12 protein-coding genes are annotated in these 14186 nt (G+C 59.2%); 4 read left to right on the forward strand and 8 right to left on the reverse strand.

Annotated features, from left to right (window positions below):
* Positions 1 to 768, forward strand: a complete 768-nt coding sequence (locus KFS80_RS09555; RefSeq protein WP_212544649.1) for a substrate-binding domain-containing protein — start codon at positions 1 to 3, stop codon at positions 766 to 768.
* Here the strand turns inward: KFS80_RS09555 and KFS80_RS09560 are convergent.
* Entirely contained in the window at positions 758 to 1672 is a 915-nt protein-coding gene (locus KFS80_RS09560; protein ID WP_212544650.1) for a LysR family transcriptional regulator, read from the reverse strand. The genes KFS80_RS09555 and KFS80_RS09560 overlap by 11 nt on opposite strands.
* A gap of 271 nt (positions 1673 to 1943) precedes the next feature.
* Here KFS80_RS09560 and KFS80_RS09565 point away from each other — a divergent pair, with 271 nt between their 5' ends.
* Positions 1944 to 3752: a monovalent cation:proton antiporter-2 (CPA2) family protein gene (locus KFS80_RS09565; RefSeq protein WP_212544651.1), complete on the forward strand. Its 1809-nt coding sequence runs from the start codon at positions 1944 to 1946 to the stop codon at positions 3750 to 3752.
* Between the two features lie 126 nt (positions 3753 to 3878).
* Here KFS80_RS09565 and hcnC read toward each other — a convergent pair whose 3' ends face one another.
* The 4 genes from hcnC to KFS80_RS09585 all read right to left on the reverse strand — a co-directional run bounded on the left by hcnC (position 3879) and on the right by KFS80_RS09585 (position 8166).
* Entirely contained in the window at positions 3879 to 5138 is a 1260-nt protein-coding gene (hcnC, locus tag KFS80_RS09570; RefSeq protein ID WP_212544652.1) for an NAD(P)/FAD-dependent oxidoreductase, read from the reverse strand.
* Positions 5135 to 6541, reverse strand: coding sequence for an FAD/NAD(P)-dependent oxidoreductase (hcnB, locus tag KFS80_RS09575; RefSeq protein ID WP_212544653.1), 1407 nt, complete (start codon positions 6539 to 6541; stop codon positions 5135 to 5137). The genes hcnC and hcnB overlap by 4 nt, the downstream gene beginning before the upstream one ends.
* Entirely contained in the window at positions 6538 to 6852 is a 315-nt protein-coding gene (hcnA, locus tag KFS80_RS09580) for a cyanide-forming glycine dehydrogenase subunit HcnA (RefSeq protein ID WP_159814701.1), read from the reverse strand. Before hcnA ends, hcnB begins: the two co-directional genes overlap by 4 nt.
* Positions 6853 to 7233: 381 nt before the next feature.
* Positions 7234 to 8166, reverse strand: a complete 933-nt coding sequence (locus tag KFS80_RS09585; protein ID WP_053121485.1) for a hypothetical protein — start codon at positions 8164 to 8166, stop codon at positions 7234 to 7236.
* Between the two features lie 309 nt (positions 8167 to 8475).
* On the opposite strand from KFS80_RS09585, the gene KFS80_RS09590 reads away from it, so the two are divergent.
* Positions 8476 to 9159 (forward strand): response regulator transcription factor, encoded by a 684-nt coding sequence (locus KFS80_RS09590; protein WP_212544654.1) that lies wholly within the window; start codon positions 8476 to 8478, stop codon positions 9157 to 9159.
* Positions 9137 to 10531 (forward strand): sensor histidine kinase, encoded by a 1395-nt coding sequence (locus KFS80_RS09595; protein ID WP_212544655.1) that lies wholly within the window; start codon positions 9137 to 9139, stop codon positions 10529 to 10531. The genes KFS80_RS09590 and KFS80_RS09595 overlap by 23 nt, the downstream gene beginning before the upstream one ends.
* A 1382-nt stretch (positions 10532 to 11913) precedes the next feature.
* On the opposite strand, the gene KFS80_RS09600 is transcribed toward KFS80_RS09595, so the two are convergent.
* The 3 genes from KFS80_RS09600 to KFS80_RS09610 are packed head-to-tail and all read right to left on the reverse strand — an operon-like array spanning position 11914 to position 14164.
* Positions 11914 to 12324, reverse strand: coding sequence for an SRPBCC family protein (locus KFS80_RS09600; RefSeq protein WP_159814704.1), 411 nt, complete (start codon positions 12322 to 12324; stop codon positions 11914 to 11916).
* A 23-nt stretch (positions 12325 to 12347) separates the two neighbouring features.
* Positions 12348 to 13145, reverse strand: a complete 798-nt coding sequence (locus KFS80_RS09605; RefSeq protein WP_212544656.1) for an SDR family NAD(P)-dependent oxidoreductase — start codon at positions 13143 to 13145, stop codon at positions 12348 to 12350.
* Entirely contained in the window at positions 13142 to 14164 is a 1023-nt protein-coding gene (locus KFS80_RS09610) for an aldo/keto reductase (protein ID WP_212544657.1), read from the reverse strand. The genes KFS80_RS09605 and KFS80_RS09610 overlap by 4 nt, the downstream gene beginning before the upstream one ends.
* Positions 14165 to 14186 lie beyond the last annotated feature (22 nt).

The raw sequence follows: 14186 nt of genomic DNA on the forward strand, positions 1-14186 counted from the left end.
ATGAAAAAACTCTTCAACCTCACCGCCCTCGCCCTCTTCGCGTTCAGCGCTCTGGCACACGCCGAACAACTGAACGTGATGACGTCGGGGGGCTTCACCGCTGCCTACAAAATCCTCGGCCCGAAATTCGCTGCCGCCACCGGTAACACCCTCGACACCCAACTCGGCCCGTCGATGGGCAAGGCACCGGAAGCGATCCCCAATCGCCTCGCGCGCGGTGAACACGCCGACGTGGTGATCATGGTCGGCTACGCCCTCGATGACTTGATCAAACAAGGCAAGGTCGACCCGGCTTCCCGCGTTGAACTGGCAGACTCGCGGATCGGCCTGGTGGTACGCGAAGGCGCGGCGAAACCGGACATCAGCAACGTCGACGCTCTTAAGAAAACCCTGCTCGACGCACAGTCGGTGGCCTACTCCGACAGCGCCAGCGGCGTGTACATCGAGCAGCAGTTGTTCAAGAAACTCGGCATCGAGGATCAACTGAAACCGAAAGCTAAGATGATCCCGAAAGTCCCGGTGGGTTCGGTGGTGGCCACCGGCGACTATCAACTGGGCTTTCAGCAAGTCAGCGAATTGCTGCCGGTGCCGGGGGTGAGTTTTGTCGCGAAGATTCCAGAATCGGTGCAGTCGGTGACGCGTTTTGCTGCCGGTATTCCGGTGAACGCAGAACACCCGGCCGAGGCGAAAGCCTTGCTCGCTTATCTCGCCGCGCCCGCCGCCCAGGCTGACGTGCAAGCGACCGGGCTGGATTCGGTCAAGCGCTGACGGTCGGCGACACGACTTTCATTTCCACCACCAGCCGCTCCAGTTCCAATGCTGCCGGGGTCAACGTACGATCCCGGCGCTTGATGATGCCGACACTGCGCATCACCTGCGGATCGGTCAACGGCACCCGCGTCAGAATCGGATGATCCGGCCCCGGCATCGCCATCAACGGCACCGCCGCCACGCCCAACCCGGCCTCCACCAAACCGATCATCGTCGTCACATGCAGGGTTTCGCAGATACTTTGACGCTGCGGCACCACCCGGCTCAACGCTTGATCTAGCAAAAAGCGATTGCCCGAGGTCTTGTCCAGCGAGATGTAATCCTGCTGATAAAACTCGTCCCACGTCACGCTGCTGCGCCCGGCCAGCGGGTGATCGCGGCGACAAGCGACCACGTAGCACTCCTGCACAAGCGGTTCGAAATCGACTTTGGCATCCTGCGTGCCCATAAAACTCAAACCGAAATCCGCCTCGCCGTTGACCACGGCGGTAAGGACATCGTGGGCGCTGGAGTCGAGGACTTTGACTTTGATTCGCGGAAATTGCTGGTGATAGCGGGCGACCACGCGCGGCATGAAGAAGTAGGCCGCAGACGGCACGCAGGCGACGGTGACATGACCCAATCGGGTCGAGGCGACTTCGCTGATGCCGAGCAGCGCAACATCCAGATCATCCAGCAAACGCTCGACGCTGGGCAGAAACCCGCGCCCGGCCTGAGTCAGGCTGACTTTGCGCGTGGTGCGCTCGAACAGCTTTACCCCGAGCGCGTCTTCGAGCTTTTCGATACGTCGGCTCAACGCCGGTTGCGACAGCCGCACGGTGTCGGCGGCCTTGCGAAAACTGCCCTGCTCGACCACCGCCCGAAAGGCTTGCAGGTCGTTGAGGTCGAAGTTGATGGCCATGGCGGACTCGCAGGGATTGATACGCAGGGGTTATAAATGTAACCAATTGATGCAAATTATTACAGAGCACATCTGGATCCCTGTAGGAGCTGCCGAAGGCTGCGATCTTTTGATCTTTCATTTTTGGAGGCAAAACAAAGATCAAAAGATCGCAGCCTTCGGCAGCTCCTACAGGGTGTGTCCAAGGGATGCGATGCGCGGCTTTGTGGTGCATCGCGAGGCCAGCCCTTATCCTTGCCGCATTCGCCGTACCGTTGTCAGGAGTAAACCCATGCCCCATGAAGGCAATTTGTTACAAGCCATCGTCGTCTTTCTATTGGCGGCGGTGCTTATCGTGCCTTTGGCCAAGCGTCTGCAATTGGGCGCTGTGCTCGGTTATCTGTTTGCCGGGGTGATCATCGGCCCGTCCGTGCTGGGGCTGATCGGTAACCCGCAAAGCGTCAGCCATATTTCTGAATTGGGCGTGGTGTTGCTGCTGTTCATCATTGGCCTTGAGCTGTCGCCGCGACGGTTGTGGGTGATGCGTAAATCGGTGTTCGGCGTTGGCCTGGCGCAGGTGCTGCTGACGGCGTCGGTGATCGGTGTGTTGGCGTTGTTCGCTTTCGGCCAACCGCTCAACAGCGCGATTGTGCTCGGCCTCGGTCTGGCCTTGTCGTCAACGGCGTTCGGCCTGCAAAGCCTGGCCGAGCGCAAAGAGCTGACCAGCCCTCACGGTCGGCTGGCGTTTGCGATTTTGCTGTTTCAGGACATTGCGGCGATCCCGTTGATTGCGCTGGTGCCAATGCTGGCCGGCGGCGATCACACCACCAGCGCCGCTCAAGACCTGAACCACGGTTTACAGGTGCTGGGCAGTATTGCCGTGGTCGTGGTCGGCGGCCGTTATCTGTTGCGCCCGGTGTTTCGTATTGTCGCGAAAACCGGCCTGCCGGAAGTCTCGACCGCCACCGCGTTGCTGGTGGTGATCGGCACGGCGTGGCTGATGGATCTGGTCGGCGTGTCGATGGCGCTGGGCGCGTTTCTCGCCGGCCTGCTGTTGGCGGATTCGGAATATCGCCATGAGCTGGAAGCGCAGATCGAACCGTTCAAAGGCTTGCTGCTCGGCCTGTTTTTCATCAGCGTCGGCATGGGCGCCAACCTCAGTTTGCTGCTCAGTGCGCCAATTACTGTACTGGGGCTGACGCTGCTGTTGATTGGTCTGAAACTGCCACTGTTGTTTGTCGTGGGACGCCTGGCCGGCGGGCTGAACAAGGTCAGCGCAATTCGTCTCGGTATCGTGTTGGCGGCCGGCGGTGAGTTTGCCTTTGTGGTGTTCAAGATCGGTCGCGACCAAAACCTGTTCGATCCGCGCCTGTACGATTTGCTGGTGCTGACCATCACCCTGTCGATGGCGGTGACGCCGTTGCTGTTGTTGATCTGCGCCAAAATGGTCAGCCCGAAAGTGCAGCCGGTGGAAGTGCCGGAGAAATTCCGCGAGATCGATACCGACAGCCCGCGCGTGGTGATCGCTGGCATGGGACGGATGGGTCAGATCGTCGCGCGCATTTTGCGTGCGCAGAACATCAAGTTTGTCGCCCTCGACACGTCGGTGGAAACCATCGAACTGTCGCGCAGCTTCGGCGGTGTGCCGGTGTTCTACGGCGACCCGATGCGCGCGGAAATTCTCAACGCGGCGAAGGTCGGCGAGGCGGAATACTTCGTGATTGCCACGGACGATCCGGAGACCAACATCAAGACCGCCGAAGTGGTGCGCAAACTGTATCCGCACATGAAAATCATCGCTCGCGCGCGTAACCGTCAGCATGTTCACCGTTTGGTGGATGTCGGCGCTGAGGCGATTCGTGAAACGTACTACTCAAGTCTGGAAATGAGCCGGCGCACGTTGGTGGGGCTTGGGTTGACGCAAGCGCAGGCTGATGCGCGGATCAAACGCTTCAAGCATCACGACGAACAGGTGCTGGAAGCGCAACATGCGGTTTATGACGATATGGCCAAGGTGCTGCAAACCGCCCAGGAAGCCAGGGCCGAGCTGGCGCGGCTGTTTGAGTCGGATCAGCTGGAAGAGGAATCGCGTAAGGTTTAAACCTCTGCACAGATCCAAATGTGGGAGCGGGCTTGCTCGCGAATGTGGTGTGCCAGATGCAGATAGGTGCACTGACACTCCCTTTTCGCGAGCAAGCCCGCTCCCACATTTTGGATTGGTGTTGGCTTAAGCCAACTCCAGTTCCTGTACTTGCTTGACCGGCACGGCTTCAAAGCGATCCGCCAGAAACGGCGTGATGTCCAACGGCAACGGTTCATCATTGACCAGTTTGTCCAGCAATACGCCGGTAATCGCCGAGGTCAGAATCCCGGTGCGGAAGTGCCCGCAGGCATTCAAATACCCTTGCACGCCGCGCATCGGCCCCAGAATCGGCAACTCATCCGGCGAACCCGGGCGCAATCCCGCCCACGTGCGTTTCAGATTCACATCCTTGAGCTCTGGCAAACAGCGCACCGCGCCCTGCACCAGCCCGGCAATTTCCGGATAGGTGGTGGTGACGTCGAAGCCTTTGTCTTCGGTGGTGCTGCCAATCAGGATTTCACCGTTGTCCTTTTGCGCCACGTAGCAATCACTGGTGGTCAGGCAGCCGTTGAGGATTTTCGGCAGGCGTTCGGTCAGCAGAATCTGGCCCTTCACCGGTTTTACCGGAATACGGATGCCGGTCGCCCACTCGCTCAAATCTGCCGCCCAGGCACCGCCCGCGTTGATCAGGGTTTTGCAGTGGAACACGCCTTCTTCCGCCGTTTGCACGCCGGTCACCCGCGAACCGTGATGCAACACACCGGTCACGTTAGTGTTGACGTAGATATCGACGCCGTTCTGCCGCGCACCTTCGGTGTAGGCATCGGCGAGACGGAACGGGCTGACCTGATGGTCGCAGAGGAATTCAAGCGCTCCGCGTGCTTCGTGACTGACGCTCGGTTCAGCTGCGCGCAACTCAGCTTGATCGAGCCAGCGCACTTGATCGGCCAGATGCGGAATGCAGCCAACAATGTGCTCGGCGTACAACCGATCCTCGTCGTCATAGATAACGAATTTCAACCCGGTTTTTTCGAACTTGAAATCCATCCCGTGGTTGTCCTTCAACTCACGGTGCAGCGCCGGGTACAGCGCGTTGGATTGCAGGGCAAAGTCGAAGAATGACGGCGGCAGAATGTGCGGCGTGCTCGAGTCGACTGCAACAGCGGCGCCTTGGGTTTCGCGCTTGCGGTTGGCCGACATCATGCGAAAAAAGATCACCCCGCAACCGAGGCCGACCGACTCGCCAATCGCCCACAAACCACCGGCGGAAGCACGGGTGGCGTTGCCCGGGCGCTTGGCGTCGATCAGCGCGACTTTAAGATTTTTGCGTTTTGATAATTGATAGGCGCAGGACGCGCCGATCACGCCACCACCGGCGATGATCACGTCGTAGAACTTACTCATGGGAAACGGCCTCCGTGCCGACGGCACTGAAACGCGGAAAAGGGAATCGGATCAATCGGGAAACGCGGGCGCAGCCAGCCGACATCCTTACGTCCGGTGGCCTGGCGCAAACGGTCGCTGCAATAGCCGACGCACATGCGCCCCTGACAATCGCCCATGCTCACGCGGGTGCGCATTTTCAGACTGGCGATGTCTTGCACGCCTTGCTCCAGCGCCAGATCGATGTCGGCACGGGTGGCGTGTTCGCAGCGGCAGATAACCGTGTCGGCCGCGGGCAATGCCGTCTGGCCAGCCCCGCGTTCGGTGTAGCGATCGACCGCCGCGCGAAACCGCACAATGGCTTTGAGTTTGCTCAGAAAGCGGTCGCGGCGAATCTGCGCCAGTTCCTCTTCGAAGACGCCGCGTTGCAAGAGGATCGACGTGGCGGCAATTTTGCCGGCGAGCATCGCCGCTTCACCGCCGCGAATCCCGCCCATGTCACCGGCCAGATGCACGTGAGGCTGATTGCTTTGCTGCCAGATATTCGAATGGGCACGCAGATAACCGTCGTCACTGAAACCGTGATCCAGGCCCATTTGCTGACTGAGCTGCGTACGCGGGATAAAGCCGTAACCGACGGCCAATGTCTGCGCTTCAAAACGCTCGACGCGGGCCATGTCCGGTTCCCACGTGGCCGAATACGGCGCGACGCTGACGCTTTTCAGCCCACCCTCGCCGTGGGCTTCGACCACGCCCCAGCCGTAGTGCATCGCAATGCCGTGCAATTTGAGATAGGCCAGCATGCTCAACCCGTCGAGAAAAAGCTGTGGTTTGTTTAGCAGCGCCAGACTCTCCCGGGCGATCTTGCCGAACGCACAGGCCTCATAAACGCCAGACACCTTGACGCCGGACGCATGCAGTTGCGTCGCCACCAACGGCAGCAGGGGCCCGGTGCCGGCAATGATCACGGGGCTTTGGGGTTTGACCACGCCACTTTTAATCTGCAACTGCAGGCCGCCGAGCATGATCACGCCCGGTAGCGTCCAGCCAGGAAACGGCACGCTGCGTTCGTGGCAACCGGCCGCCAGCAACAGCTGCGGGTATTCGATTTCGTGGAGTTGTTCATCACCATCAAGCACCACCAGCGCGCGAGTACCTTCGGCACCGACCACGCGATGGTTGAGCCGGACGTCAATCAGTTCGGCATGCTGCTGAAATTCACCGTGCAATTTGCCCAGCGCTTCCGCGTACTGCGGCCCGAGGTAATCCAGTTGCACGCCATCGCGCAATGGCCCGCGATAGACCACACCGCCCAGACGCGAAGCCTCTTCCAGCAGCGTGCAACGCACGCCGTGGCGAGCCAGTTCGATGGCCGCTGCCATGCCTGCCGGTCCACCGCCGACAATCACCGGATGCCTGTTCATACGACCTCCTGCTCGGTGATGCGGTTGACGCCGGTTTCGATCTGCATGCCGTCGCGCACCACCGTCTGGCAGGCGCGGCGCTTATGCCGACCATCGATTCTCACCAGACAGCACTGGCACACGCCCATGCCGCAGTAGGCACCGCTGATCTGGTCATGATCGTTACGTGCAATCTGGCGCAAGCCGAGGGATTGAATGACGCTGAGAACGGTTTCGCCAATGGCGGCGTCGACCGACTGGCCGTTGATATGGACAGTCATATCCGCCTGCGCCAAGGGCTGGATATCGAAGGTTCTTTCTAGGCAGTGCATTGCAATTCATCCGTGAAAATTTCAGGGGAGTTGTGCGTCAGCTCCTTGCTGCACTACAGCGTGTCGACGTGTTTACTTCATCTGATTCGTGCGTCGTTTCGGCTACTACGTCAGCGCAGTATTTGCGCCTGATTCACTGTAGCTCACGCCCAGCCAGGGTCTGGATCAAATACGTTAGTGAATATTCCAGACGGAAATATTGATCCAGATCGGTAACCGATCATTCAGGCAGAAACGAAAAAGCCGCTTGCACCCGAAGGTGCAAGCGGCCGAGGCATAAGCCCCAATAGATCAGTGTACGAAAAGGGCGATCAGAATAATGATCGGGATCGGTACGCCGAGAAAAAACAGTAGAAGTGAGCGCATGGTGATGCTCCTTGTTTAACGGACTGGAGTGGTCGTGGTGTAGGTATCGACTTCAACGTACTCGACTGCATCGCGACGACGACCGCCAAAGGTGGCCGCGAGGCTGGCGAAGAAGGCACCGGCCAGCAGCGCGATGAACATCCACAGCGAAGTCCAGGCAGCGACTTTCGCAGCGGTGTCAGCCGCTTGTTGAGCTTTGACTTTGGCGTCGGCGATGGCTTTCTGAGTGCGGGCATAGACTTCATCTACGCGGCGCTCGGCATCAGCCTGCGACAAGTTAGTACGTTGAGCGACCAACTGCGCCAGGTAGGTACGATCCTCGGCACTCAGCTGACCGTTGGCCAGGCTTTGCGCAAAGATGCGGGCCACGGCGCCGTGGGCAGCGTCATCGCTGACCGAAGCCGGGCGATCATCACGGAACAGGCTGTCGATGAAGTAACCGTACTGGTTGCTGTCGGTGTTCGCCGCAGCGGTACCGGCCGCCTGGGTCATGGCACTGGCTGCACCGCCCGCCACGCTGGCACCGGCCTGCACACCGCCGCTGACAATGCTGCTGACCGAGCCGACCACCAATGTTGCGGTGACCAACGTTGCCACACACCAGGCGAGGAAACCGTGCGCGGTGTCGCGGAAGTACACCTCGTCACCGTGCATGTTCGCCCACTTGACGCGCAGACGCCCGGCCACATAACCGCCCATGCCGGAAGCGATAATCTGCGTCGCCGCCAGCCACACGATCGTTGAAATACCCAGGCCCTTGGCACTCACGCCCTCCCCGGCCCACGGTGAAACAGCGGAGAAACCCAAACCGAAACCGAGCAGTACAAGGATCAACGACAATGCCGCAGCCGCCGCCGCGCCAGCGAAGATCGCGCCCCAGGACACCCCTGAGACGTTGCTCGAATCTCCTTCAAAGGCAGGATAAAACCCATCAGAGGATCTATTCATTGTTGTTCTGCTCCAGGCATGAAAAATGGTGTTACAACTCGTTCGAGAGAGGAATTGCAGCGACCGTGCCAGATGCAGAGATTAAATAAATCGTTTATTTTCAATCAGTTATAAAGAATGAACTTCCTAAGACCATGCAAATTGCAACAAGCTGTGAATTACAGCGGGTTTTATGCATTAGTCTGCATTGACCCGCAGCAAGCGAATCTGCGTTTCTGACAGCCCTTACATGAAAGTTAATTTAAAGCGTCAGGCAAAAATCTTGGCAAAATGCTGCCATTCCGTTTCAACCGATCAGCAGGCCTGCCCATGACTCGCATTTTGACCATCGAAGACGACGCCGTGACCGCCCGGGAAATCGTTGCCGAACTGAGCAGCCATGGCCTCGACGTGGATTGGGTCGACAATGGCCGAGAAGGCCTGGATCGTGCCGTCAGCGGCAACTACGACCTGATCACTCTTGATCGCATGCTGCCCGAACTGGATGGCCTGGCCATCGTCACAACGCTGCGCACCATGGGCGTATCGACACCGATTCTGATGATCAGCGCCCTCTCCGATGTTGATGAACGCGTGCGCGGTTTGCGCGCCGGTGGTGATGACTATCTGACCAAACCGTTCGCCACCGATGAGATGGCCGCGCGGGTTGAAGTGCTGTTGCGCCGCCAAAGCAGCGCCGATACGCCACCGACCACGTTGCAAGTCGCCGACCTTGAGCTGGATTTGATCAGCCACGAAGCACGCCGCGCCGAGCAAGTGCTGACGCTGCTGCCGACCGAATATAAATTGCTCGAATTTCTGATGCGCAACAGCGGCCAGATTCTGTCGCGGATGATGATTTTCGAGGAAGTCTGGGGCTATCACTTCGACCCGGGCACCAACCTGATCGACGTGCACATCGGCCGCTTGCGCAAGAAAATCGACGCGGTGGGCAATGTTCCACTGATCCGCACGGTACGGGGCTCCGGTTATGTCATTGCCGAACCCGTCTGACGGTTGGCGCTCTTCCAGCAGCCGCTTGCTGGCGCTGTACAGCTCGTTGTTCGTGGCCTGGAGCGCGATCCTCATGGGGGTCATGTATTACGAGGTGTCCAGCTACCTCGATAACCTCGCCAAGCATTCGCTGATGCAACGTCAGCATCTGTTCTCGCACTTTCGCGGCGAACAATTGGAAGACGCCCTCGCCGCGAGCATGACTTTCGACATTCGTGGCATCGACGCTTATGGCCTGTTCGACGTCGAAGGCCGCTACCTTGGCGGCGCCCTGCAACAAATCCCCGAAGGTCTGCCGCTGGACGGCAAGATTCACATGCTCGCCGACTGCGCGGGCTCCGATGATCCGACCCTGCCCAACGACAGTTGCGACGCCGTCGCCACGCAAACCCGTGACGGCCGCTGGCTGGTGCTGCTGCGCGATAACGGTTCGCTGTTCGCGGTGACGCGGATCATTCTGCATGCGTTGTTCTGGGGGGTGTCATTCACGATTCTGCCGGGGATCGCCGGTTGGCACTTGCTGCGACGCCGACCTTTGCGGCGGATCAGAGCGATTCAGGACAGCGCTCAGGCGATCGTCGCGGGCGACTTGACCCATCGCCTGCCGCTGTCCAACCGCCGCGATGAACTGGACATGCTCGCCGCCATCGTCAATGCCATGCTTGAACGCATCGAACGTTTGATGAACGAGGTCAAGGGGGTTTGCGACAACATCGCCCATGACTTGCGCACACCGTTGACCCGCTTGCGCGCGCAGTTGTATCGCATGCAGCAACAGGCGGGTGAAGGCTCGCAGGAAGCAGCGCAACTGGATTTGGTGTTGGCTGAGGCGGACACGCTGATGGCGCGGTTTCGAGGGTTGTTGCGGATTTCCGAACTGGAAGATCGCCAGCGCCGCTCCGGTTTTGTCGAGCTGGATCCGGTGCAATTGCTGCAGGAACTGCATGAGTTTTATCTGCCGCTGGCTGAAGAAGATGAGCTGCATTTCGAACTGAACATGCCGGAAACATTGCCGGCGCTGAATGGCGACCGGGCGTTGTTGTTTGAGGCGCTGGCGAACCTGTTGAGCAACTCGATCAAGTTCACGCCGGCGGGCGGAACTGTGATTTTGCGCGGTGTGAATGTCGATGGGCAGACGCGCATCGAAGTGCACGATTCGGGGCCGGGGATTGCCGAGTCCGAGCGGGAGGCGGTGTTTCAACGCTTCTATCGCACCGAGGGTGGACAGCCGCAGAGCGGGTTCGGATTGGGGCTGTCGATCGTTGCGGCGATTGTCAGCTTGCACGGCTTCAACCTTGAAGTCGGCACCAGCGACCTCAGCGGCGCGAAACTGGTGCTCGACTGCCGGCAGAGCCTGATCACCCATTCTTGAAGTTCATGTGGAATGCAATCCCTGTGGGAGCGGGCGCACCACAAATCAGTGTAGGAGCTGAGCTTGCTCGCGAAAGCGCTGTGTCAGGCAACAAATGTATCGACTGACCCACCGCATTCGCGGGCAAGCCCGGCTCCCACAGGGTCCTCGGCTATACACAAAATCCCGGGCACACCACAAATCAGTGTAGGAGCTGAGCTTGCTCGCGATGGCGGTGTGTCAGGCAACAAATGTATCGTCTGATCCACCGCTTTCGCGAGCAAGCTCGGCTCCTACAGGGTTCTTAGTCGCACAAAAAATCCCGTGCACACCACAAATTAGAGTAGGAGCTGAGCTTGCTCGCGAAAGCGGTGTGCCAGGCAACAAATGTATCGTCTGATCCTCCGCTTTCGCGAGCAAGCTCGGCTCCTACAGGGTTCTTAGTCGCACAAAAAATCCCGTGCACACCACAAATCAGTGCAGGAGCTGAGCTTGCTCGCGATGGCGGTGGGTCAGGCAATAAATGTATCGTCTGATCCACCGCTATCGCGAGCAAGCCCGGCTCCCACAGGGTTCTTAGTCGCACAAAAAATCCCGTGCACACCACAAATCAGTGTAGGAGCTGAGCTTGCTCGCGAAGGCGGTGTGTCAGGCAACAAATGTATCGTCTGATCCTCCGCTTTCGCGAGCAAGCTCGGCTCCTACAGGGTTCTTAGTCGCACAAAAAATCCCGTGCACACCACAAATCAGAGTAGGAGCTGAGCTTGCTCGCGATGGCGGTGGGTCAGGCAATAAATGTATCGTCTGATCCACCGCTTTCGCGAGCAAGCTCGGCTCCTACAGGGTTCTTAGTCGCACAAAAAATCCCGTGCACACCACAAATCAGTGTAGGAGCTGAGCTTGCTCGCGAAGGCGGTGTGTCAGGCAACAAATGTATCGTCTGATCCACCGCTTTCGCGAGCAAGCTCGGCTCTTACAGGGTTCTTAGTCGCACAAAAAATCCCGTGCACACCACAAATCAGTGTAGGAGCTGAGCTTGCTCGCGAAGGCGGTGGGTCAGGCAATAAATGTATCGTCTGATCCACCGCTTTCGCGAGCAAGCTCGGCTCCTACAGGGTTCTTAGTCGCACAAAAAATCCCGTGCACACCACAAATCAGAGTAGGAGCTGAGCTTGCTCGCGATGGCGGTGGGTCAGGCAATAAATGTATCGTCTGATCCACCGCTTTCGCGAGCAAGCTCGGCTCCTACAGGGTTCTTAGTCGCACAAAAAATCCCGTGCACACCACAAATCAGTGTAGGAGCTGAGCTTGCTCGCGAAGGCGGTGTGTCAGGCAACAAATGTATCGTCTGATCCTCCGCTTTCGCGAGCAAGCTCGGCTCCTACAAGGGATTTTGCGGTGGCTTAGGTTGGGTAGTTGGCCCGCAGGGCTTCGAGGCCGCCTTGATAGATGCCGGTGAACAGCGCCACCACTTCTTCATCGCTCACGCCTTTGGCGGTGAAGCGCCCTGACCACGTCACCCGTGCGCCCTGCCCCTGAGCTTCAACCTTGATCGTCGCCAGATAATCCGTTGCCGGAAACGGTGCCTGCTCGATCGAGTAACTGTAGGTCTTGGCGGCGTTATCGAACGCTTGCAGGCGTTCGATGACCACGGCGCCGTCAGCGGTTTGCAAGGTGCGAACACGGCCGCCGTCGCTCAGTTCACTCTTGGGAATGAACGGCAGCCAGTCCGGCAGCGTGTTGAAGCCGCCGATCAATTGCCAGACCTGATCGGCCGAGGCCGGGATGTCGATATGTGCAGATGCAGATGCCATGGATAAACGTCTCTCTCAAGAATTCAAATAGTCAGGCTGTCGACCACGCCGCCATCGACGCGCAACGCAGCGCCCGTGGTAGCCGAGGACAGCGGCGAAGCAATGTAAGTCACCAGGTGCGCGACTTCTTCAACATCCGCAACACGCTGGATGATCGAGGTCGGGCGGGCCTTGAGCACAAAGGCGTCGGCCTCATCGCGCAAGTTGCGGCCAGACTCGGCGGCGGCATCCTTGAGCATGTCTTGCAGGCCATCGGTGAACGTCGGCCCCGGCAAAATCGCGTTCACCGTCACACCAGTGCCCGCCAAGCGCTTGGCCAAACCGTGGGACACCGCGAGGTTGGCGCTTTTGGTCACGCCATAATTGATCATGTCGGCCGGCGTCGCCACCCCGGATTCCGAGGACAGAAAGATCACCCGTCCCCAGCCCTGCTCGACCATCGCCGGCACGTAATGCCGCGCCAGGCGCACACCGGAAATCACGTTGACCTCATAGAAACGCGTCCACTCGCTGTCCGGCGCATCGAAGAAATCGACGGCGTCGAAGATGCCAAGGTTATTCACCAGAATGTCCGCGCGCGGTTCGGCGGCGAACAGTGTCTGCGCGCCCTCCGCCGTGCCGAGGTCGGCCGCCAGACCGCGTAATTGCGCGCCCGGCACTTTCTCGCGAATGCTCGCCAACGCCTGCTCGACCTTGCCGTTGTCGCGGCCGATCACCACCACCGTGGCGCCGGCTTCGGCCAGCGACTGGCTGATGCCCAGACCGATCCCAGCGGTGCTGCCGCTGACGATGGCCAGTTTTCCACTCAGATCAATCTTCATGCTTTCACCTCATCGATGGGTAATGGTGCACGTTCAGAAACCAGTTTTGCCTCACGCATGGCCTGCCAGAACCCGGCAGGAATCACCGCCGACAACGCCGCGACATCTTCAGCGATGCGGTCGGGTTTGCTCGCGCCGGGAATCACCGCAGCAACGGCAGGATTTGCCAACGAAAATTGCAGCGCGGCAGCTTTCACATCAACGTTGTAAGCGGCGGCGATGCGTTTGATCTGTTCAACTTTGGCGATCACTTCCGGGCTGGCCTTCTGGTATTCGAAGTGCGAACCACCGGCCAGAATGCCCGAGCTGTAAGGGCCGCCGACGACGATTTCAACGTTCTGCGCCCGCGCCGAGTCCATCAAACGTTGCAACGGACGTTCGTGATCAAGCAGCGTGTAGCGCCCGGCCAGCAGGAAGCCATCAGGCTGCGCTTCGGTCAGATCGAGGGTCAACTCGCACGGTTCGACTTTGTTCACGCCCAGGCCCCAGCCCTTGATCACGCCTTCTTCGCGCAAACGGGTCAGCACTTTGAACGCGCCAGTGCGGGCCTGATTGAAGTATTCCAGCCATTGATCGCCGTAAAAATCCTGAGCGATGTCGTGTACCCAGACGATGTCGAGACGATCGGTTTGCAGACGCTTGAGGCTGTCTTCGATCGAGCGCAGGGTCGCGTCGGCGCTGTAGTCGTTGACGATTTTGTTCGGGCGGCCGTGTTCGAACACGCCGCTTTTTTCGCCGAGATCGCGGGCTGCAGCGTCTTCGACTTCATCGAGAATCACCCGGCCAACCTTGCTGCTCAGCACATAGTCGTCGCGCTTGTATTGCTTCAAGGCTTCGCCGAGGCGAATTTCCGACAGGCCCGAGCCGTAAAACGGTGCGGTGTCGAAGTAACGCACGCCGGCATCCCACGCAGCATGCACAGTGGCCTGCGCTTCTGCTTCGGGAATGGCGCGGAACATGTTGCCCAGTGGCGCGGTGCCGAAGCCCAGTTGGCCGGGCAGTTTGTCTTTCAAGCTCATCGGATTGTCCTCATTCGTTGGT

The organism is Pseudomonas rustica (genome assembly GCF_018336155.1).
Classification (GTDB): Bacteria; Pseudomonadota; Gammaproteobacteria; order Pseudomonadales; family Pseudomonadaceae; genus Aquipseudomonas; species Aquipseudomonas rustica.